Annotated in this window: 23 protein-coding genes; 15 read left to right on the top strand and 8 right to left on the bottom strand. The window is 62.3% G+C overall.

Features of this window, described 5'->3' with window-relative positions:
• Positions 1-84 precede the first annotated feature (84 nt).
• The 5 genes from AC1DOX_RS08950 (at position 85) to AC1DOX_RS08930 (ending at position 4,729) form a co-directional block, all read left to right on the top strand.
• A complete protein-coding gene (locus AC1DOX_RS08950) occupies positions 85-390 on the top strand; it encodes a DUF485 domain-containing protein (protein ID WP_441616469.1) in 306 nt (101 codons plus the stop codon).
• On the top strand, positions 387-2,048 hold the full coding sequence (locus tag AC1DOX_RS08945; protein ID WP_477101258.1) for a cation acetate symporter: 1,662 nt from the start codon (positions 387-389) through the stop codon (positions 2,046-2,048). Before AC1DOX_RS08950 ends, AC1DOX_RS08945 begins: the two co-directional genes overlap by 4 nt.
• A gap of 193 nt (positions 2,049-2,241) precedes the next feature.
• Positions 2,242-2,856: a glutathione S-transferase family protein gene (locus AC1DOX_RS08940; RefSeq protein ID WP_441616473.1), complete on the top strand. Its 615-nt coding sequence runs from the start codon at positions 2,242-2,244 to the stop codon at positions 2,854-2,856.
• Between the two features lie 331 nt (positions 2,857-3,187).
• On the top strand, positions 3,188-3,760 hold the full coding sequence (locus tag AC1DOX_RS08935; RefSeq protein ID WP_441616475.1) for a TetR/AcrR family transcriptional regulator: 573 nt from the start codon (positions 3,188-3,190) through the stop codon (positions 3,758-3,760).
• An 87-nt stretch (positions 3,761-3,847) separates the two neighbouring features.
• Positions 3,848-4,729, top strand: a complete 882-nt coding sequence (locus tag AC1DOX_RS08930) for an NmrA family NAD(P)-binding protein (RefSeq protein WP_441616477.1) — start codon at positions 3,848-3,850, stop codon at positions 4,727-4,729.
• Positions 4,730-4,804: 75 nt separating this feature from the next.
• Here AC1DOX_RS08930 and AC1DOX_RS08925 read toward each other — a convergent pair whose 3' ends face one another.
• Both AC1DOX_RS08925 and AC1DOX_RS08920 read right to left on the bottom strand, forming a co-directional pair.
• Positions 4,805-5,446 (bottom strand): HD domain-containing protein, encoded by a 642-nt coding sequence (locus AC1DOX_RS08925; RefSeq protein ID WP_441616479.1) that lies wholly within the window; start codon positions 5,444-5,446, stop codon positions 4,805-4,807.
• Between the two features lie 213 nt (positions 5,447-5,659).
• The gene (locus AC1DOX_RS08920) at positions 5,660-6,658 is read right to left on the bottom strand and encodes a GlxA family transcriptional regulator (protein WP_441616481.1); all 999 of its coding nucleotides are present in this window, start codon (positions 6,656-6,658) and stop codon (positions 5,660-5,662) included.
• Between the two features lie 396 nt (positions 6,659-7,054).
• Between AC1DOX_RS08920 and AC1DOX_RS08915 the strand changes: the two genes are divergently transcribed.
• Positions 7,055-7,726: a DUF1326 domain-containing protein gene (locus tag AC1DOX_RS08915; protein ID WP_441616483.1), complete on the top strand. Its 672-nt coding sequence runs from the start codon at positions 7,055-7,057 to the stop codon at positions 7,724-7,726.
• On the top strand, positions 7,723-8,553 hold the full coding sequence (locus AC1DOX_RS08910; RefSeq protein WP_441616485.1) for a DUF2182 domain-containing protein: 831 nt from the start codon (positions 7,723-7,725) through the stop codon (positions 8,551-8,553). The genes AC1DOX_RS08915 and AC1DOX_RS08910 overlap by 4 nt, the downstream gene beginning before the upstream one ends.
• Before the next feature lie 124 nt (positions 8,554-8,677).
• Here AC1DOX_RS08910 and AC1DOX_RS08905 read toward each other — a convergent pair whose 3' ends face one another.
• Positions 8,678-8,920: a hypothetical protein gene (locus tag AC1DOX_RS08905; RefSeq protein WP_441616926.1), complete on the bottom strand. Its 243-nt coding sequence runs from the start codon at positions 8,918-8,920 to the stop codon at positions 8,678-8,680.
• Positions 8,921-8,944: 24 nt separating this feature from the next.
• Between AC1DOX_RS08905 and AC1DOX_RS08900 the strand changes: the two genes are divergently transcribed.
• Positions 8,945-9,688, top strand: coding sequence for a GlxA family transcriptional regulator (locus AC1DOX_RS08900; protein ID WP_441616897.1), 744 nt, complete (start codon positions 8,945-8,947; stop codon positions 9,686-9,688).
• 156 nt (positions 9,689-9,844) lie between these two features.
• Entirely contained in the window at positions 9,845-10,441 is a 597-nt protein-coding gene (locus AC1DOX_RS08895) for a carbonic anhydrase (protein ID WP_441616487.1), read from the top strand.
• Positions 10,442-10,548: 107 nt separating this feature from the next.
• Here the strand turns inward: AC1DOX_RS08895 and AC1DOX_RS08890 are convergent, their stop codons facing one another.
• Positions 10,549-11,499, bottom strand: coding sequence for a Bug family tripartite tricarboxylate transporter substrate binding protein (locus AC1DOX_RS08890; RefSeq protein WP_441616489.1), 951 nt, complete (start codon positions 11,497-11,499; stop codon positions 10,549-10,551).
• Positions 11,500-11,592: 93 nt separating this feature from the next.
• Entirely contained in the window at positions 11,593-12,957 is a 1,365-nt protein-coding gene (purB, locus tag AC1DOX_RS08885; protein ID WP_477101259.1) for an adenylosuccinate lyase, read from the bottom strand.
• 106 nt (positions 12,958-13,063) lie between these two features.
• Here purB and AC1DOX_RS08880 point away from each other — a divergent pair, with 106 nt between their 5' ends.
• Together AC1DOX_RS08880 and AC1DOX_RS08875 are read left to right on the top strand one after the other, a co-directional pair.
• Complete coding sequence (locus AC1DOX_RS08880; RefSeq protein WP_441616493.1) at positions 13,064-13,969, top strand: LysR substrate-binding domain-containing protein; 906 nt, start codon at positions 13,064-13,066, stop codon at positions 13,967-13,969.
• Positions 13,970-14,084: 115 nt separating this feature from the next.
• Complete coding sequence (locus tag AC1DOX_RS08875; protein WP_441616495.1) at positions 14,085-14,552, top strand: MEKHLA domain-containing protein; 468 nt, start codon at positions 14,085-14,087, stop codon at positions 14,550-14,552.
• Positions 14,553-14,579: 27 nt separating this feature from the next.
• Here the strand turns inward: AC1DOX_RS08875 and AC1DOX_RS08870 are convergent, their stop codons facing one another.
• Entirely contained in the window at positions 14,580-15,428 is an 849-nt protein-coding gene (locus AC1DOX_RS08870; RefSeq protein WP_441616497.1) for a LysR substrate-binding domain-containing protein, read from the bottom strand.
• A 105-nt stretch (positions 15,429-15,533) separates the two neighbouring features.
• Between AC1DOX_RS08870 and AC1DOX_RS08865 the strand changes: the two genes are divergently transcribed.
• Entirely contained in the window at positions 15,534-16,181 is a 648-nt protein-coding gene (locus AC1DOX_RS08865) for a LysE family translocator (protein ID WP_441616499.1), read from the top strand.
• 75 nt (positions 16,182-16,256) lie between these two features.
• Here AC1DOX_RS08865 and AC1DOX_RS08860 read toward each other — a convergent pair whose 3' ends face one another.
• Positions 16,257-17,009: a MetQ/NlpA family ABC transporter substrate-binding protein gene (locus AC1DOX_RS08860; protein WP_441616899.1), complete on the bottom strand. Its 753-nt coding sequence runs from the start codon at positions 17,007-17,009 to the stop codon at positions 16,257-16,259.
• A gap of 86 nt (positions 17,010-17,095) precedes the next feature.
• Positions 17,096-17,908, bottom strand: coding sequence for a MetQ/NlpA family ABC transporter substrate-binding protein (locus AC1DOX_RS08855; RefSeq protein WP_441616501.1), 813 nt, complete (start codon positions 17,906-17,908; stop codon positions 17,096-17,098).
• Between the two features lie 268 nt (positions 17,909-18,176).
• On the opposite strand from AC1DOX_RS08855, the gene AC1DOX_RS08850 reads away from it, so the two are divergent.
• The 3 genes from AC1DOX_RS08850 to AC1DOX_RS08840 all read left to right on the top strand — a co-directional run bounded on the left by AC1DOX_RS08850 (position 18,177) and on the right by AC1DOX_RS08840 (position 21,195).
• Positions 18,177-19,166 (top strand): fatty acid desaturase, encoded by a 990-nt coding sequence (locus AC1DOX_RS08850; protein ID WP_441616503.1) that lies wholly within the window; start codon positions 18,177-18,179, stop codon positions 19,164-19,166.
• Complete coding sequence (locus AC1DOX_RS08845; RefSeq protein ID WP_441616505.1) at positions 19,153-19,980, top strand: phosphate/phosphite/phosphonate ABC transporter substrate-binding protein; 828 nt, start codon at positions 19,153-19,155, stop codon at positions 19,978-19,980. Before AC1DOX_RS08850 ends, AC1DOX_RS08845 begins: the two co-directional genes overlap by 14 nt.
• Before the next feature lie 120 nt (positions 19,981-20,100).
• Entirely contained in the window at positions 20,101-21,195 is a 1,095-nt protein-coding gene (locus tag AC1DOX_RS08840) for an ABC transporter substrate-binding protein (protein ID WP_441616507.1), read from the top strand.
• The last annotated feature ends 6 nt before the right edge of the window (positions 21,196-21,201 follow it).

Here is a 21,201-nt window from a genome sequence, read left to right as displayed (position 1 = left end):
GCATCAGGCTGGCGTGCGGTATCAGGTCCACGGCTGCTGTGGCAGCACCTGGTAACGCAACGACGTAAATAGCAGGAGACATAGATGCATGAAGATCTGGTCGGAAGACTGAAAGCAAGTCCTCGATATCAGGAGCTTGTCCGCAGGCGAACGAAGCTCGGATGGGCGTTGACCACCGTCATGCTCGTCATCTATTTCGGATACATCCTGCTGATTGCCTTTGACAAGGAAGTCCTTGCCGCGAAGATCGGCGATGGCGTGATGACGTGGGGCATGCCAATCGGCCTGTTCGTGATCGCTTTTACCGTCGCCATCACCGGGTTCTACGTGCGTCATGCCAATCGCGTCTATGACGATCTCACCGAGCAGATCAAGCAGGAGGTCGCATGAAAGCCAATCACGCAACCCTTGCCTGCGGCGCGCTGCTTCTGCCATTGGCCGCGATGGCAGCGGGTGGAGACCTTGGGCAGGCGGTCCGACAGCCCACCAACTGGACGGCCATCGGCATGTTCATCGTGTTTGTCATTGGCACGTTGTTCATTACCAAGTGGGCGGCATCGAAGACAAAATCGGCTGCGGCGTTCTATACGGGCGGCGGAGGCATAACCGGCTTCCAGAATGGCCTGGCGATCGCCGGAGATTTCATGTCAGCGGCATCGTTTCTCGGGATTTCGGCCGCGGTCTACGCCAATGGCTATGACGGCCTGATCTACTCCATCGGCTTCCTCGTCGGCTGGCCGATCATCACCTTCCTGATGGCGGAGCGGCTGCGCAATCTTGGCCGGTTCACATTCGCCGACGTTGCGGCGTATCGCTTCAAGCAGGCGCCGATTCGCGCGTTCGCTGCGTCGGGCACGCTGGTGGTCGTGGCGTTCTACCTGATCGCGCAGATGGTAGGTGCCGGCCAACTGATCAAGTTACTGTTCGGCCTGGAATACTGGGTTGCGGTAGTCATCGTGGGCGCGCTCATGATGGTGTATGTCTTGTTCGGCGGGATGACGGCAACGACGTGGGTTCAGATCATCAAGGCCTGCCTGCTGCTTGGCGGTGCTTCCTTCATGGCCTTCATGGTGCTGGCACAGTATCACTTCAGCCCTGAGGCCCTGTTTGCGAAAGCCGTCGAGGTCCACGCCAAGAAGGATTCGATCATGGGTCCGGGCAATTTCATCAAGGATCCCATCTCGGCAATCTCGTTTGGCATTGCGCTGATGTTCGGCACGGCTGGCCTGCCGCACATCCTGATGCGGTTCTTCACCGTGCCCAACGCCAAGGAGGCGCGCAAGTCGGTCTTCTGGGCGACCACATGGATCGGCTACTTCTATATCCTGACCTTCATCATCGGCTTTGGCGCCATTGTGCTGGTAGGAACAAATGCGAGCTTCCAGGACGGGAGCGGCAAGCTGCTTGGTGGCGTCAACATGGCGGCCGTGCACCTTGCCAGCGCCGTTGGCGGAAACGTCTTCCTCGGCTTTATCTCCGCAGTGGCGTTTGCTACGATCCTGGCGGTCGTGGCCGGACTGACGCTTGCCGGCGCATCGGCCGTTTCGCACGATCTCTATGCAACGGTATTCAAGCATGGCAACGCAACCAGCCGCGATGAACTGCGTGTATCGCGTATCACCACGGTCATCCTTGGCATCGTCGCGGTGATCCTTGGCATTGTCTTCGAGAAGCAGAACATTGCGTTCATGGTCTCGCTGGCCTTTGCCGTGGCGGCATCGGCCAACTTCCCGGTGCTGTTCATGTCGGTGCTGTGGAGGGGCTGCACCACACGAGGCGCGACGGTGGGCGGATTCCTGGGGCTGCTGTCTGCGGTGGTTCTTACCATCCTGTCGCAGGCCGTCTGGGTCGACGTGCTGCACTACAAGACCGCGCCATTCCCCTACACGTCCCCGGCATTGTTCTCGATGACGGTCGGCTTCCTCGGCATCTGGTTCTTCTCGATCACCGACAAGTCGGCCAGGGCGCGCATGGACAAGGCTGGCTTCGAAGCCCAGGAGCTTCGCTCGGAGACTGGCATCGGTGCAGTGGAGGCGGCAGGGCATTGAATTGGAGGCCGCGGTTTATCGCGGTTCGATTTCGGGTTGCCCGGTCGACCCGGCCATTCACCAGCGCTGCGGTGAATGGCTGGGTTTGTGCTGCCCTGCGCTATGCTTGGAATGCGGCGTGTTCCATCGCCGTGAGCGCGAACTCGTTGCATGAGGGCCGCTGAGAATCCGCGTATCGAGAGGGGGGGCCTACATGCAGAATGCCCTGGAGTTGTACGGAGCCCTAACCGGGAATTGCATTCGAGCCGCCATCGCGTTGGAAGAAGCTGGCATTGCTTACACCGCGAGACCCATCAACCTGGCAGCTGGAGAGCACCAAGGGCAGGCGCTCCGCTCCTTGAACCGCTTCGGCAAGGTGCCGGTCCTCGTCCGGCGTGGCCCCGGCGCCGAGTTTGTCCTCGCGCAGTCAAACGCCATCATGCTGTTCGCGGCGGAGTCCGCTCCGACGACTTTGCTTCCAACCGATCCAGTCGCGCGCGCCAGGGCATACGAGCGGTTCTTCTACTTCTTGACCGACGTTATTGCGGTGAGCCATGGTGCATTCAGGCTCCAACAGATCGGAGCATCCGACCACGCAAAGGCCATCAACGAATTCGCCGTATCCGCACTGCTTGAAAGTGGCGGGTTCCTGACGTCTTCCCCATTTATGGCAGGCGAGGCGTTTTCCGTTGCCGACATCGCGGCATTCACCATTGCTCGCGCATATCACGACGCCATCGAATGGGATGAGCATGCCGAACTTTCCCGTTGGTACGGGGAGATCGAGCGTAGGCCTGCCGTGCAACGCGGCCTGAAGGCATTCGCATAGCGCGACGCTCGTCTTTGAGTGGGGCGCGCATCCTGGGCGTTGCCCAAACCGGTCCTCGCGAAGGTCCGTATACCTAGGTCACCTTCCTTCGCCCGCAGGGCAACCCCCCAGCCTGTATTTCAGCGTCCGCGACGGAAGTCCATCGTGGTCGACATTCTGTCGTCATCCGCGGCAAGGCGGCGCCACGAAATGCCTCGAACAATACTCCGGCTCTAGCTTTACTGCGGAATTCCTGCACCGCTTGCCCCTGGCCGCAGATCGTCCTTGACTTCAAATTAGATGATGACTACCATCCAAATTAGATTGTGACCAACATCTAAATGGAGTGGCCATGAGGAAATCCAAGGTCGAGGCGGCCGAGACGCGCCGGCGAATCATCGAGGTGGCGGCCCGCGAATTCCGGCTCAAGGGCATCCACGCCACAGGACTCACCGATGTGATGGCCCAAGCGGGACTGACACAAGGTGGCTTCTATCGACACTTCGAGTCCAAAGATCAATTGGTCGCCGAAGCATGTGCCGAGGCAACCAGGGATGTCGTGGGTGCGCTTGAAACTGCGGCGAGTCAAAGCGACGGCAAAGAGGGCTTCAAGGCGATCGTTGAGGCTTACGTCTCAGCCGCTCACCGGGACACCGCGGCGGGCGGTTGCCCACTGGCGGCCCTGGGCAGTGAGCTGGCGCGCGCCGATGAGCAGACCCGGGCGGCGGCGTCGCAAACTTTCAACGAACTGGTCGATGTGCTGGCAAAGCGTGCTGGCCGCCGGCAGCAAGAGGCAGCCAGATCCGATGCCGTCTTTGCGCTAGCCGCCATGGTGGGCGCCGTCACACTTTCAAGAATCATTGGCGATCCTGGCACTTCATTGGCCGTCCTGCAGGACGTCAAGCAACACCTCGGCGCGATGTAAGCGATGCCGAAAGAGCGATGACCAGTTCGGCCATCGCGATCCTTTGCATTCGCGACGAATGCGTATATCCATCAGTGGAGATTCAAGATGCAACAGCGCAAATACCTGATCACTGGCGCCACCGGCAAGACTGGCGTCCATACGATTCGCGAGCTTCTCAATAAGGGCCATGCTGTCCGGGCCTTCGTACATCAAGAGGATGACCGCAGCGAAGCGCTTCGCAATGAAGGTGCCGAAATCGTCGTTGGCGATCTTCTGGAGCACGATGACATCATCCGTGCGATGGACGGTGTAAATGGCGCGTACCTGTGCTACCCCGTCCGCCCGGGCTTTATCCAGGCTACCTCGTATTTTGCCGACGCTGCCCGGCGCGCTGGCGTCGAAGTCGTCGTTGAAATGTCGCAAATCTCCGCCCGCGACGATTCGGAGAGCCACGCGGCGCGCGATCATTGGATCGCTGAGCGCGTGCTCGACTGGTCGGGCGTGCCGACCGTCCACATTCGCCCGACATATTTTTCCGAATGGCTGACGTTCCCGTGGGTGAGGGATCCGATCGCCAAGGAAAGCAAGATCACACTACCGTACGGTGCCGGACGTCATGCTCCGATTGCAGCCGAGGATCAGGCGCGCCTGATTGCCACGATCCTCACGCAACCGGCCGGTCATATCGGGAAGACCTACCCGCTTTACGGTCCTGTTGAACTGAGCCAGGAAGAAATTGCGGACGAACTGAGCAAGGTCCTCGGCCGAAAGATCACCTACGCGCCTTCGACCCTCGAGGAGTACCGCGAGCATCTCGAGAAATACGATCTGCCGGAGTTCGTGATCCAGCATTTCCTTGCTACGGCTGTCGATTATCAGAACGGAATCTTCTCTGGTGCTGATGGCGTTATCAGCCAAATTACCGGGAAGGCGCCTCAGACTGTTGCCGACTTCGTGAAGGCCAATCGCGAGGCATTCGTCCAGTAACGCTCATCGCCTCGTGCGGATCGACGACGATCCGCATGAAGCGGAAGAGGAGACCCCGATGGTCTCGGAGCGCTCTCAGCTTTCGAAGGGGGCCCCGAGCAGAAGGTCGCAGACATTGGGGATCTCTAGACCAGGTAACAGGCGGCGCCCGACGTCGGCGAGACCCGTTCCGATGGCGGTGTGCGGCTTCTTCCTGGCGACCTCGGCCAATGCCTCCGTGAACGCCTTCTTAAAGCCGAGGCGCGGGTAGAGCGCGAGCGTATCGTCGATCAGTTGGGGCGAGATTTCGTCCATCCTGAGCCCCATGACGTCGACATGGGCACCGAAGTGGACGAGCGCGACTTCCGGCTCCCTGCGATCGGCGATGTCAGCGGACGAATGAAGCGCAATGGCATCCCAGACGATGTCGATTTTCATCTCCGGATAGTCGTGGGCGTGCAGGAACTTGCTCGCGGCGTCGGCGCCATCGACTTCGAAGCGCTTGTCGGCAGCGTGATCCTTCGTAAGGCCCAGATCGTGGAGCAGTGACGCCAGATAAACCAACTCGCGATCGTACTTCATCCCCCGCTTTTTGCCGATGAACTCCGCAAACCACCATGTCCGGTGGACGTGATTGAGGAGCGACTTCGAATGGACTTGCTCGGCAAGCATGGCGGCTTTACGGGCAAGGTCAGAGTCCGGCGCGATGATGCCGCCAATGGTGACAGGGGCTTTCATGGGTGTTCCTCGAATGCTTGATTCGTTCAGATCGTTCTCGTCCGGAGAATAGATTCCCCTGTGTTTGGCAGCAATGACAAACAGTCCTCGTTATTGGCCGTTCGATTTCGCAGGCACCTCCGGGTCGATTGGGACCAGCTATCAGAAGAAGATTGGCGCAATACCTTGGCGATAGTTTTCGTCACTGGGAAGCAATCTCTGGCGCAATGTGCGTCAAGCCTGCGAATGCCCGAAGCGGCGACGATAATCCTGCGGAGACACACCATAGGCCTTTACGAATGCACGGCGCATGCGTTCGTCGTCGCCAAAACCGGTCCGACGCGCGACCACCTGGATCGCATCGTGTGCCGATTCGAGAAGGCGTCGGGCCGCCTCCGTGCGGAGCTTCTCAATCGCCCGTGCAGGGCTTTCCCCCATCTCGCGAAGATAGACGCGAGCGAAGTTGCGCGGGCTCATCCGAGCCGCTTCCGCCAGTGCCGGAACCGACAAGTCCGCTTCGAGATTGGCTCGGATCCAGTCATGAAGGTCGTCGAACCGACCGCGCGCGTCACGCATTTGCTGGCGCAGCTCGACGCTGAACTGCGACTGGCCACCTGGTCGCTTCAGAAACAGAACCATCCCGCGCGCCACAGTGAGCGCCGCCAAATGGTCCAGATCGTCCTCGATCATTGCCAGCGCCATGTCGATTCCGGCTGAGACGCCGGCCGATGTCCAGATATGGCCAGAGGTGACGAAAATCGCGTCGGGCTTGATGTTTATGGTCGGATGCTGGCGCTCGAGCCGGCTGCAGGCGGACCAGTGCGTCGTTGCCTCGCGGCCATCCAGGACGCCGAGCTGGGCGAGGACGAATGCTCCGGTGCAGATGGAGCCGAGCCGACGCGGCCGGTCGAGATAGTTCACCAGCGTGGCTCGCAGCGATGCGGTCGCGGCGGCGGGCATGATGAGGTCGCCACCCGCAACGAGCAGTGTGTCGACGGAAGCGATCACCGCCTCATCGAGGCGTACCGTTTCCAGTTTCACGCCAGTATCGGTGGAAACGGAGCCGCCGAACTCGGAGGCCAGAATGACCTGATAGGCAGGACGACCATCCTCGAAGCAAGCGTCGCTGAAGGCCTGCAGCGGACCGGATATGTCCATCAGCTTGGCACCGTCGTAAGCGACGATGACAATCTTGCGCGGCGCTTGCCCGCCCGATCTGGCAGTTTTAGACATCGTTGACACGGCTCCCGGTGTGCAGTGACGCCGCCGGCACTGCTATCGCGCCTGGGAGTGGCGGCGGGCAGGCACCACGACGAAACGGCCCGGAGCGACAGGCTGGCGGGCTTTACCCGAAGCTTATGAGCCGTCGCCGCATGGCCGCAATGACAATGTCACCTCGTTTTCTGCCAATCTCCGGCGTCAATGCTTGACGATAGGACTCGTGCTCCCCGACCACGCTGATTAGATGGCGGTCCCGTGTGGCGGAAGGAATACTGCCTGGCCGGTCTGCCAGAACGCAATGTCGGAATCGCCACTGATTATGTCGATATCGCCAGTTGGCGGGCGATCGCTCGTGCCGGATGATGCCTGCGCAATTTCGAGATCTGTTCAAAGCGTATGGAGTATCCAATGACCGAGCAAACCGCCATGGAAAGTGGCATCCCTGACTGGCATATCGCGGGCGAGTGGTTCGACGTCTGTTCGTGCAACTCACCCTGTCCATGCACCTTCGCCCAGGCGCCTACGAACAATCATTGTGAAGTGCTCTGGGCCTACCGGATCAACGCGGGCCACTATGGCGGTACGCCGATGACGGGCCTCTACGTTGTTCTGCTCGCCGGCTTTGACGGCAATCTTTGGGGTGAAGCGAAACTCGACTGCGGATTCTTCTTCGATGCCAGGACGGATGATGCCCAGCGGGAGGCGCTGATCAACATCTTCACCGGCAAGGCTGGAAGCTGGATGGCCCAATTTGTGCCGGCGCGCGTCCGCCAGGTCAACGGCATGGAGTTCGCGGATATCACGGTTGAAATCGACAGCGATCTGGAGCGCTGGAGCGTGAAGGTCGACGACCGCGTCGACGCAAGCGGGACGCCGATGTACGGACCGACGTCCGACAAATCGAAGCTTCTCCAGAGCTTCAATCCCCCGGGTAGCGAGGTGGGTCCGACCGACGCGCCGGTGACTTGGGGCAAAGGCACGGGTGGCCGCTGGACGGCATTTGGCTTCGAGCAGAACATCCCGGCCGGCCAGGCGAGCAAGCATATTCCGTTCGACTGGCACGGGCCTGAACAATCATGAGAGCCGTCCTCGCTGCTTCGCGCTCGGCGATCATTTCGCTCGGGCGAGGCTCGGCGGCGCCGGGCTGGACGATCGCCATCGTCGGGCTCAGCGCCGCCGCCTGGCTCGCCATGCTGGTCTGGATGGGCGGCATGGACCATGGGCCGGGAACGCCGCTGCATGATCTGCCGGTATTCCTGATCGGCTGGATCGTCATGCTCACCGCCATGATGCTGCCGTCCGAGCTTAACTATGTCGCGGCGTTCGGCATTCTGCTCAAGGGTCGCGGCAAGACCCCTGGCGAGCGCCAGCGCTGGATCCAATCCTTCATCGCCGGCTATGGCATCGCCTGGATTGCTTACGGGCTGCTCGCCTATGCGCTGGACTCGGCCGTTCGCTCGGCCGGTCTGGATTGGGTCTCCTGGAGCCGGGCGGGACGGTATCTGGCCGGATCGACACTGGTGCTTGCGGGTCTCTACCAGTTCTCGACGCTCAAGCACGCTTGCCTGACTGGCTGCCGTTCCCCGCTCTCCTTCTTCTCGCGCTACTGGAGGGAGGGCAATGGCGGGGCGGTTGTCATGGGCTTCCGGCATGGGCTGGTCTGCGTTGGATGCTGTTGGGCCCTGATGGCGGTGATGTTCGCCGTCGGCGTCATGAGCTTCTCGTGGATGGCATTGCTGACCGTCTTCATGTTCGCGGAGAAAATGCTGCCGCAAGGCAAAAGGCTCGCGACCGCGATAGCGATCTTCCTGGTTGTGATGGGGATCTGGATCGCGGTGGCGCCAAACACGGCGCCCCTCCTCAAGCATCAGTTCCTCTACCGCGCTCCGATCTGCCATGGGCACTAGCCCGTGGCAGAGTTTGCGGTGGTCAATGTCATTTCCGCTAGCCACTCGACGAGTTAGAGTGTCGCCGTCATCAGGCAGCCTCTCGCGGGGTACAAGCCATCGCGGCGCGAACTGTCCCCGTCTTTCAGAGCACAAGCGTGCAGTTGATCAAGCCATGCCACCGCAGCGAATAATCGAGATCGGTATCGTCCTGTTTCCAGGCGCGCAGCTCGCCGCTGTGTACGGTCTGATCGATCTGTTCGCCGTCGCCAATGGCTTTGCCGCGCGTCGGGGAGGGCAAGATGCCGTAACTCTGGATATCACCCAGTGGCGGCAATGCGACCTGAAGGGGGTACCCGTTCGGGACACCCACGTTGCCAGCGATCAAGATGGCTCTCCGGCGGTCCTGCTGTTGCCACCCTGCCTGGGTGACCCTCTGCCGCCCGAGGAGGCAGCACCCTTTATCGGGTGGCTGACGGGCCACCATCGTGCGGGGACAACGCTCGCCTCCGTATGCGGGGGCGCTTTCCTTCTCGGAGAAACCGGGTTGCTGACAGGCCGCGCCGTTACCACCCACTGGGCGCTCGCTGACTACTTCCGCCGGCGATTCCCCGGAGCGCTGCTCGATGTCGACCGCTTGCTCATCGATGACGGCGACATCATGAGCGCCGGCGGAATGATGGCCTGGACGGATCTCGGCCTGAAGCTTGTGGATCGCTTCCTCGGCCCCACGGTGATGTGTGATACCGCCCGCTTTTTCCTCGTCGATCCGCCGGGCCGCGAGCAGCGCTATTACAGCGTCTTGTCCCCCAATCTGACGCATGGTGATCCTGCGGTGCTAAAGGTCCAGCACTGGCTACAGGCGGCCGGCGCGAAGGATATGTCGCTTGCCTCGCTGGCCTTGCGTGCGGGGCTGGAGGAACGAACCCTGCTACGTCGCTTTCGGAAGGCGACGGGCCTGACGCCGATCGATTATTGCCAGCGAGTGCGGGTGGGCAGGGCGTGCGAGATGCTGCAGTTCGGACATCTGGCGATTGATGCGATCGCGTGGGAAGTTGGCTACGGCGATCCGAGCGCTTTCCGAAAGGTCTTCCACAGAGTCACCGGCCTGACACCGGGCGAGTATCGTCGCCGGTTCAGCGTTGGGCAGCGATAGGCATCGACACTGCCCTGTGTCGCTGGCTTCTTGGCGGAAATCGAGGACGCAATGTCATTTGCGCCGTCACTCGTCGAACTTACACTCGGTAGTGAATGCAGCGTCCCGGAAACGCTGCCTTCAACCAGTCAAACACCGAACAAGTGGAGCAAGGAAATGACGAAGTACAGCGAATTCGAATTCAGGGCACAACCTTGGTTTGACCCGGCCTGGTTCGATCGGTCCAACTTCCAGGGATTCAGTCAGTTCATCCCGATGAAGACCATCGTGATCCACTGCTTCGACCCCCGGGCGTCCGAAATCCCGCAGGCTGTTGCCGACTATTTCGGGGATGAGGTCTACCCGGGCGAGAACATTCTCGACGAAGCTGGCAACCGGATCGGCAATACGCGGACGCTGTTTGCCGTGTCGAACGCAGGCGGCCGTGCCCTTTCGGCTCTGCAATCGGTTGCGACCATGGACTATCTCTTCAAAGTTCAGAATGTCGTTGTGGTGCATCACTCCTTCTGTGGCGCGACGGCTTTCAAGGCCGAAACCCTCATCGACGAGTTCCATGATCATCATCACGCCGACATCTCGACGATGTTCGACCACGATAGCCTCGCCATTTCGCATTTCGAAGAGTCGATCAAACACGACGTCAAACTGCTTCGCGCCAGCCCGGCCGTGCCAAAGAGCGTCAAGCTCTACGGCTTCTTCTACGAGATCAATTCCGGCAAGTTGACCGAGGTGGCGCGCGACATTCCTGCATAGCTCGTGGTCCTGCGCCGATGTGCTGCTGGCATCTGGCGCCGACGCGGGGAGCGCTGCCGTTTGAGCCACTGCAGCACGAGCCGCGATTCACGGTGCTTGCCTTCAGATCAGTCGATCGTTGCGCCCGACTGCTTCACCACGGCGTCCCACTTGGTGCTCTCCGACTTGATATAGGCACCGAGTTCCTCCGGTGTCGAACCCACCGGCACGATGCCGTCGGTAAGAAAGCGCTGGCGCAGATCCGAACTCTTGACCAGGGTGGCAATCTCGCTGCTCAGGCGCGCAACGATCGGTTTTGGCGTGCCCCGAGGCGCCAGCAGCGCGTACCACACATTGGAGTCGTAGCCGGGCACGCCGGATTCGGCGACAGTGGGGACGTCAGGCATCGACACTGCGCGATTGGCGGTCGATACGGCCAACACCCGCAGCTTGCCTGCCTTGATCTGCTGCGCCGCGAGCCCGTAGCTGGCAAACATGGCGCTCACCTGCCCGGCCAGCAGCGCGGGCATTGCCGGCCCGGCACCCTTGAAGGGAACGTGCACAAGGTCGATGCCGGCCTTCGATTTCAGCAACTCCATCGACAGGTGCGGGCCACTGCCATTCCCTGACGATCCATACGTGTACTTGCCCGGATTGGCCTTGGCCAGCTTGATGAACTCGGCCAGATTGCGCGCTGGCACGGATGGGTGCACCACCAGGAAGTAAGGCGCCGAAGCCAGCAGGGACACGGGCTCGAAATCCTTGACCGGGTCGTAGGGCAGGTTGCGATACAGGCTCTGGTTGACGGCAAGTTGCGCCGTCAGCGCCAGTACCAGGGTGTAGCCATCGTTGGGCGCCTTCGCCACCATGTCCATGCCGATATTGCCGTTGGCGCCGCCGTGGTTATCCATGATGAAACGCTGCCCGGTGCGCTGTGAAAGATACTGAGCCAGCGGCCGCCCGACGATATCCCCGCCGCCGCCCACGGCATACGGCACGATCACACGAACAGGCTTGTTTGGATAGGTGTCCGCTTGGGCACCATGCGCCCCCACGGCAACTGCACATAGCAGAGTCATGGCGAAGAGTCTTCCCAGTTGCTTCGCGGCTTGAAATCTTGTGGCTTGGAACATTGCATGGTCTCCGTCTATTTATGGTTGAGGATGTTGCGCTCAGTCGAGCCAGCCGCTTGCGCGAATTCTGTCGAGGACTGCTTCGACGATGGTTGGCGCCATGCCGACATAAGTGGATGGGTCCAGGAGCTGCCTAAGCGATGAGGGGTCCAGTGCGTTGCGGACTGCGGGGTCGCGCAACAGCGCCTGCTCGAAGGTGATGCCAGCTTCCATCCCTTGCATGGCCGCGGCGTAGACCAGCTCATGCGCACTTTGCTTGCCGACTTTCTCGGCGAGCGCGAACATCACCCGCTCCGACATCAGGAAGCCACCGAGCAAGTCCAGGTTGGCCCGCATCCTGCCAGTGTTCACTGTCAGGCCGGACAGGGCCTGATGCATCATTTCCAGCATGGCCGCCGTCATCATGCAGGCCTCGGGAACCGCTTTCCACTCCATCCGCACAGCGGCCACATCGCGCTCGTGCTCGGCCATCTGGGCATCGTGCATCATCGCCACGCTGTAGCGGATGGCGCGACTCAGCGTGACGACCGTCTCCACCACCGCGGGGTTCCGCTTGTGGGGCATGGTGGATGAGCCCACCTTGCCTTCGCTGAAGGGCTCAGCCACTTCACCGACCTCGTCGGACTCCAGGTTCATGATCTCGTTGGCGATCTTGCCGAGCGTCGCGCCAAGCAGTCCCAGCACCCCGACATACTCGCCAAGCCGGTCCCGCGCGGGCTGCCAGCTGATCTCCGCCACATTCAATCCCAGGCGCGCCATGACCCGATCTTCCAGCGCGATGGCGTGCGGGCCGAATGACGCCTTGGTGCCAACGGCTCCAACCATCTGGCCGACAAAGGTGCGCGCCTCCAGCGCGAGTAATCGTTCATTGTGTCGGCCAAGTTCCGCCAGCCAGATCGCGCATTTATGGCCAAAGGTGATGGGCAAGGCCTGTACCGAATGGGTGCGACCGGCCATCGGGGTGTGCTTGTGCACGTCGGCCAGCCGATACAGGACTCGCGCCACCGCAGCCAGGTCTCGCGTCAGGATGCGGTGCGCCTCCCGGACCTGCAACATCATGCCGGTGTCGTACACGTCCTGGGACGTCGGGCCGAAATGCACGAACTCCCCGGCTTCGTCGCCACACTGTCGCTGCAGGGCGCGCACCGCCGGCACCAGCGGGTGTTTGACGCGGCGAACCTCGATGGCAAGCTGGGCGAGGTCGAAGTGCTCGACCCGCGCCCGCGCGGCAATTTCCTGTGCGGCGGCCCTTGGGATGATCTCCAGTTCGCCCTGCTCCAGCGCCAGCGCCGCCTCGAAGTCCAGCCACTTCTGCACCCGGTTCTCTTCGGAGAACACGGCGCGCATCTCGTCCGTGCTCCACATGTGCTGCTGGAGGGCCTGGTCGAACACACTGCTTGTCATGGCTGATGCCTTCTGTCGTCGAAAGGGGATAGCAGTCATTCTGGGTCGGCCAAACCATTCTGTAAAATGACATGTTCGGAGACAATCATTACAAAAATGGCATGATATGACGCTACAACAACTACGCTGCCTGCAGGCCGTGATCGACAGCAAGCTGAGCGTTTCCGGCGCGGCGGAAGCCCTGCACACGACGCAGCCTGCGGTCAGCAAGCTGATCCGCGCGCTCGAGAACGAGATCGGCATCGAACTGTTCGTGCGTCGCGGCAACCGGCTGGTGGGCCTGACCGATGCGGGGCAGGAGGCGGCGGCGCTGGGCAGGCGCGTCCTGAACGACGCGCGCGCGTTGGCGAGCCTCGCGCGTACGACCCAGACGGTGAACAGTGGAACGCTGCGTATCGGCACCACGCACATCCATGCCCGGTATGCGCTGCTCGACGTCATCAAGCGGTTCCGATCTGCCTTTCCGGAGGTCGATCTGGAACTGGCGCAGGGCACGCCCACGGAAATCCTGCGATGGGTCAGCGAAGGCGCCGTGGACCTTGGCATTTCCACGCTGCCGGAAAGCCCGCCCGAGGGCATCGTCACGCTCGATGCCTATCCGATTCGCCGCTGCCTGATAGTTCCGCGCGGTCATCCTCTGTTGCGGCTGAAGAAAGTCACCATCAAGGACATCGCGCAATACCCGCTGGTGGCGTATGACGAGCGCTTCAATTCAGGCTGGGTGGTGCTGCGCGAGTTCGAGCGTCATGGACTCTCCCCGCGCGTCGTGGTCAGGGCCACCGATGCCAACGTCATCAAGGCCTATGTTGCAGCGGGCCTGGGCGTTGCCGTACTCCAGCAGATGGCGCTGGAGCCCGACCGGGACACCGACCTGGCGACGATCGAGACCGACAGCATCTTCCCGCAATCGATGGCGGTCATCAGCCTGCGTGCCGACCAGTTCGTGCGGGGCTATATGCAAGCCCTGATCGACATGCTTTCGCCGGGTGGTGCGACCGGAGCCGCTGGTTAGGTTGTTGGGCCCGATCCATCGCCAACCTCTCGCCACGGCGGGACGCCAGGATTCGGTCGCGGATGTTGTATCGTGTGCGCCTCCGCCCTCGCACATACCCACGATTTCCCTCGAGATGCCTCAAACAATCCCGCTCCACCGCGATCCAGCTTTTTACCAGCTTCTTGCCGACAGCTACGCCCGGTTGCTGGGTCGCCCGCTTGTGCCGCAGGCCATGTCCGTCGCCGAAGCGACCGAATGGCTCTATGAAAGCGCCCCGTTCGCAGTACTCGCGCACAACACGGATCCCGACCCGGTCTTTATTTACGGCAACAAGGCGGCCCAGCGCCGCTTTGGATACAGCTGGGAAGAAATCACCCGATTGCCGTCGCGGCTCTCGGCCGAGGCGCCGAACCGCGAGGAGCGGCAGCAGTTCCTCGCGCGCGTACAGCGGCTCGGCTACGAGGCGGGCTACAAGGGCGTGCGCATCACCAAGTCAGGCCAGCGTTTCATGATCGAGGAAGCCACGCTGTGGCAAATGCTCGACGCGGACGGCAAACTGCACGGCCAGGCCGTCGTCATCCCGCGTACGCGCGACATCTGATCGATTCCCGGCCATCGGGCAACGGGTCTACGCCCGCATTTCAGCCAGGATCTGCTCGGCGAGGAAGTCGCAAGGCGGCCGACCGGACCGGGCACTGCGGGCAAGGACGACTTCGAGTTCATCCAGGGGTGGCAACCCTTCGTTCTCGGATATCTGCACAAGGTGCGCAGGTACGCTGCATCTGGCGAGGGGCGCTATGGCGAGCCCGGCTTCGACCATGCTGACAAGGCCCATCAGACTCGGGCTTTCGTAGGACATCCGATACTTGATATTTTCCCGCTGCAGCGCACTGATGGCATGGGCACGTGCCGTACTGCCCTGTGCGAAAACGGCGATGGGAAGCGGGCGATCCTTCCACACTTTTCTTGCGGCCGACCCGGCCCATACCATCGGCTCATACCGGATGAATTCGCTCGCAACGCCCCTGGTTTTCGTGATGCAGGCGAGGTCGAGCGTGTTGTCCTTGAGCAATGGAACGAGCGCGCTGCTGGGCAGGCCGATCACCCGAATCTCCACACGCGGATGCGCAACCGCGAACTTGCCCAGCACCTGTGGCAGCAACGATGACGCGTAGTCGTCAGGAACGCCGATGGTGACGCGGCCCTTTATCTCCGGGCGAACCACCGACGCCCATGCTTCCTCCCGCAGCGCGAGCATCTGACGGCCATAGTCCAGCAGCGTCTTGCCTTCCGCGGTAATCGCTACGTGACGGGTGCTTCGCACGAAAAGTGGTTTTCCCAGTGCATCCTCAAGCGCCTTGATCTGCATGCTCACCGCCGACGGCGACCGATGCACGGACTCCGCGCCCCGAGCGAACGATCCTGTATCGGCGACGGCCACTACCATCTCAAGCACATCCAGATCGAGCTTCTTCATGTTGGTCAGAAAAGCTGAGTAATGAATTCAGTTTAATCCGTTTTACCTGAGTATTCATCGATCCGATACTTGCAGCCAATGACCACTGCGGGGGAGCTCGCGAGAATGCAAGGGACGGTATCGATCTACGGATTTCTGGCGGTTGGCGGAATGCTTGCGATTACGCCGGGACCGAACATGGTCTACGTGATGTCGCGCTCGATTGCTCAAGGACGCACTGCCGGGCTGATATCGCTTGCAGGCGTCATGCTCGGATACCTCTTCTACATGTTGGGGGCAGCGTTCGGCATCACGGCGTTTTTCCTGAGCGTGCCTTATGCAGGCAGCGTGCTGGGCGCGGCGGGGGCCATGTATCTGTTCTATCTGGCCTGGCAGGTTGTGAGGCCTGGTGGCCGTTCTCCCCTGGAGGTGCGCGATCTGCCCCGCGAACGGCCACGCCGGCTCTTCGCCATGGGGGCGGCGACCAGTCTGTTGAATCCCAAGCTCGCGATGATCTTTCTGTCGCTCCTGCCGCAGTTCATCAACTACCACGATGGCAGTGTTCTCAGGCAGTCACTCACGCTCGGTTCGTCGTTGATTGTCGCGTTCGCTTCGGTCAATGCGTTTGTGGCGGTATGTTCCGGCAGCATGGCGACGTTCCTCTCCAGTCGCCCGAGATTCCTGCTGGTTCAGCGCTGGATCATGGGCGCTGTTCTGGTTGTCCTCGGCGCACACATGACCATCGATACATTGAAGGCGGCAGGCATGTATTGAGTCGGGCTCCGGGCTTCCATCAACACGCCGCGGAGGCCGACACTGCCCGAAGGGCGTAGCAAAGAACCTATGCGCTCAGAATGCCGGCAGGATCGATCCTTTGAACTGCGTGGCAAGGAAATCGCGGACTTCCTGCGACTGGTAGGACGCCACCAGGTCCTTGACCCATGGCTTGTTGCGGTCCTGCTCGCGCACGGCGATCAGGTTGGCGTAGGGGCCCTTGAGGTCTTCGATGGCAATCGCGTCGCGGGTCGGTTGCAGGCCGGCCTTGACCGCGTAGTCCGTGTTGACCGACGCGGCGGCCAGGTCGTCCAGCGAGCGCGGCAGGATGGCGGAGTCGAGTTCCACGATCTTGAGCTTCTTCGGGTTCGACGCGATATCGAGTGGCGTGGCGTTCTTGCCGTTCACGCCCGCGCCGGGCTTCAGCGTGAGCACGCCCTGTGCCTGCAGCAGGCGCAGCGCACGATTGCCGTTCGACGGATCGTTCTGTATGCCGACCTTGGCGCCTTCCGGCAGGTCCTTCAGCGATTTCAGCTTGCGCGAGTAGAAGCCCATCGGCGCCACATAGGTCAGGCCGACGTTGGCGATCTTGTAGTGACGCGCCTCGATCTGACTGTCGAGGAACGGCTGGTGCTGGAACCCGTTGGCATCGAGGTCGCCCGCGTCGAGCGCCGCGTTAGGCTGGGCATAGTCGTTGAACTCGACGATCTTGATGTCGAGTCCCTTGCGTTTGGCCACACCCCTCACCACTTCCCATATCTGCGCGTCCGGGCCACTCATGGTGCCCAGGCGGATGGTCTGGTCCGCGGCGCTGGAGGATAGGGCCATGCCGGCGCCGAGCGCGGCAAACGTGGAGGCGGCAATCAGCCGCATGAGGTTGTGTCGTTGCATGGATGCTTCCTGTCTTATTGTGATCAGCGTTGATAGGCGGGTGGAACGAAGCCGGAAAAGCGTTGCTGCGTGACGGACTTGAACGCGGTGGAACGGTAGGCGTCGCGGATGTCGGTGACGAACGGCCTGTTCAGGTCGTCGGTGCGCACGGCCACCAGATTCATGTAGTAGTCGGGGATCTTCTCGAGCGCCAGCGCCGACGTGAGCTTCAGCCCCGCAGCCAGCGCGAAGTTGCCGTTGACGAACGCGTAGTCCACGTCGTCCAGCGAACGCGGAAGCTGCGCGGCTTCCAGCTGGATCAGCTTGAGCTTGTGCGGATTGCCGTCGATATCGCGCTCGGACGCACGCACGGCGTCGGTGCCCGGCTTGAGCGTGATCCAGCCAATCTGCTGCAGGATGGCGATGGCCCGCGCGAGGTTGGTCGGATCGTTCGGCAGCGATACCGTGGCGTCCTGCTTCACTTCGGTCAGCGCCTTGTGCCTGCGGCTGTAGATGCCAATCGGCGCAGTGGGCACCTGGACCAGCTCGGACAGCTGCAGCTTGCGGTCAGCAGAGAACTTCTTGAGGTACACCACATGCTGGAACGCGTTGGCGTCGATGGCGCCATCCGCCAGCGCGAGGTTCGCCTGCACATAGTCGCTGAACTCGATGATGGTCACCTTGTAGCCGCGCTGCTCCAGGATCGGCTTGATGCCGTAGCGCACCTGGTCGGCGTATGGGCCGGCCGTGGCGCCGAAGCGGATCTCCTTCTTGTCCGCGTCGACCGCTCCGGCTGCGTGCACGACGCCGAGCGTCAGCAGTGCCGCCAGCAGTTTGACCCCTTTCCTGATGTTCATCGGTCTTCCCTTTATCTTGTCCGTGAATGGTGCAGTGGAAGCTGCGTCCGGCCATTGTATGGACGCGGTTGACGCGGGCGAAGCGGCAAATCCTCATGCGCATATGCCGTCATCGCATATGCCCCGGTGTGTCGCTGACTGCTGGTGTTTCGGTGCGCCAGGTGCGGCGTAAGCGGGGTGCGCATAACGTTATCGACAATCGTTCGTTCCCGCGTACGTCCCGTCGCCCGTATCCTGCGGCTTCGTTTTCACAGCATCGACGGCGCCGATGGCAACTTATCTCGATGACCGACAACGCGCGGAACTGGCGCGTACCGCCCGTCACTGGCTGTGGCGAACCGAATTGCCCACGTGGCTGCTGATCGTCTCCGTCTATGCGGCGTGGTTTGGCGTGGCGGACAATGCCACGCGCCTCGGCCTGCCGCTGGCCTGCGTGCTGCTCACGCTTTGCACCACGTGGTACCTGTCGCTGCAACATGAACTGCTGCATGGGCATCCGACGCGCCTGCCGTGGCTCAATGCGCTGCTGGGTACTGCGCCGCTCGGCTTCTGGCTGCCATACAGCCTGTACCGCCGCGCGCATCTGCAACATCACGCCGCCGAATTGACGGACCCCGGCGCGGACCCCGAGAGCTACTTCCTCTATGCCCGGGACTGGTACGCGGCCAGCCCCGCGCTGCGGTGGCTCTACGCCGCGCGCAACACGATGGCGGGGCGAGTCCTGCTGCAGCCGGCCTTTTCGATCCATGCGATCACAGCCGATGCACTGGGCAGGATCCGCGCCGGCGACTGGCGCGACGCGCCCGCATGGCTCGCGCACCTGAGCGCTCTGGGATGCCTGCTGGCGTGGCTGCAGACGTCGTGCGGCATGCCGGTGTGGCTGGTGCTGGCCGGTGTCGGCTATCCGGCGCTGTCACTGGCTTCGGTCCGCTCGTTCCACGAACATCGCGCCAGCGATTCCCACGCGGCGCGCAGCGTCATCAATGATGCGGGGCTGGGATGGCGTCTGCTGTTCCTGAACAACAACTATCACCTCGTCCATCATGACTTGCCGTCGGTGCCGTGGTTTGCGCTGGCCTGGGTCTACCGCCGCCGCGCGCACGACTATCTGGCGCGCAACGACGGATTCTTCGTGCGTGGGTACGGGGAATGGCTGATCCGGTACACATGGCGCGCCGTGGCACCCGTTGTGCATCCGCTGTTCCACAAGCCGTCCGCGCGGCGTTCAGAGGTGACACATCCCTATGGCGAAGCCTGAACGGTGGGTAGCCGCGCTACCCATGTACAACGTGTCGGCGTCATTGCGCGACGACTGGCTTGCGCTGATCAACCGGGTTGGTCAGGCGCTGGCGCGCGAGCGCGCATCGGTCATCCTGAGTGCCGTGGACCCGGGCGATGGCCCCGATGCGCTCCATGCGTTCTGGCGGCGTGACGATATGCTGCTGTCGCAAACCTGCGGCTATCCGCTGGTGAACGGGCTCGCGCAGCATGTCCGGTTGATCGGTACGCCCCGGTTCACCGTGCCGGGATGTCACCGCAAGACATACCGCAGCGCCATCGTGGTGCGCGCGGCCGACGGCCCCGCCACGCTGGAGGCCTGTCGCGGCACCCGCGCGGCATGCAACGGCCCCGATTCGCACAGTGGCATGAATGCGCTGCGCCATGCGGTGGCGCCGTTGGCTGCTGGCGGGCGGTTCTTTGCGGATATTGTCAGGACGGGCTCGCATCTGGGTTCACTGGCCGCGGTGGAAAGCGGCGAGGCTGACGTGGCGGCCATCGATTGCGTCACGCTGGCGTTTGCGGCCGAGTATTACCCTCATCTGGTGGCCGGCCTGCGGCAGATCGGCTTCACGCGTGCGGTGCCCGGGCTGCCCTTCATCGCGTCACGGCGCGCGGGCTCGTCGCTGGTGGGGCGGGTCAGGGAGTCCATGCGCGAAGTGCTGCGCGAAGACCCCGGCCTGCGCTCGCGGCTGCGCATGGAGGATGTCGTGCGCTCCACGGCCGCGGACTATTTCCCGATCGCTGCCATGGCGCAGGAGGCACGGTTGCGCGGCTACGGCGAACTGGCGTGAAGCGCCCGCACATCGCGGCGTGGTGCGGTGCGTATCGATAGTTGAAAGACTTCGTTGTGCGCGGCGCGTCCCTTTCTGATACTGGCAGTCGAACCGCAACCCATTCAGATAGGGATCATCATGTCTTCGTCGCCCCGCGTGGCCCATGCGCTCAATGCACCCAGTGCATCCAATTCGCGCCGCATTGCCCTCAAACAACTCGCTTCGCTGGCCGTAGTCAGTGGCGCGGGCGCGCTGCTGGCCGCTTGCTCGCGCGACGACAAGGCCGCCACCCCCAAGGCCGCTGCCGGGGCCCCGGCTGTCGTCAGCAAGGCAGGCGACAAGGTCAGCTTCCGCTATCCGGACAATCCCACGTTCGACCTCGTCTACCTGGCCGACCAGCTCGGGTACTTCGAGGGCACCAACACGCGGCCCAACTACATCGGCAAGGTGGCAGCGCCGCAGATCATTCCGCTGGTGGGGACCGGCGAGATCGATTTCGGCTCGCGCATGGTGCCGCTGGTGATCTCCGCCGTGGCGAGCGGCTCCGATATCAAGGTGGTGGCCGCCGGCAACAAGACGCTCGAGAACGCGCCGCACATGAAGTACTTCGTGCGCAAGGCCTCGGGTATCCAGGCGCCGAAGGACCTCGAGGGAAAGACCATCGGCATCAACAGCTTCGGCGCCTGCGCGGAGTTCGTCACCAAGACCTTCCTGCGCCAGAAGGGCGTGGACGTCAACAAGATCAACTTCGTCGTGATTCCGGACGACCAGGCCGAGCAGACGCTGGCCACCGGCAACACCGACATGGCCATCATCCATGCCCCGTTCTCGGGGCGCGCCGACCATGCCGACATGCTCGTGCGGCTGTGGAGCGACTTCGACCTCGACGGCGGCCTCGGCGGCATGCAGCCCTATAGCGCCCACGGCAAGTTCATCCGCGAGCATCCGGAATCGGTGCGCGACGTGGTGACGGCGCTGGCCAAGGCCGCCAACTGGGTCAATGCGAATCCCGAGGACGCGCGCCAGCTGGTGTCCAAGCGCATCAACCTGCAGCTCGAATTCGTGGACCGTTACGCGTATGTCGACAACCTCGTGGTCACCGAGCCGCCGATCCAGTACTACATCGACGTGCTGGAAGCCGAGGGCAAGCTGGCCAAGGGCAAGGTCGCGGCGAAGGATATCTACACCAACGCCTTCAATCCGTACGCCGGGCAAGCGCCCGCGAAGGCGTGACCCCAT

The sequence above is a fragment of the Cupriavidus sp. 01L415 genome (genome assembly GCF_056400065.1).
Note: the sequence above shows the minus strand (reverse complement) of the source record. Positions and strands in the feature narration are given on the sequence as shown.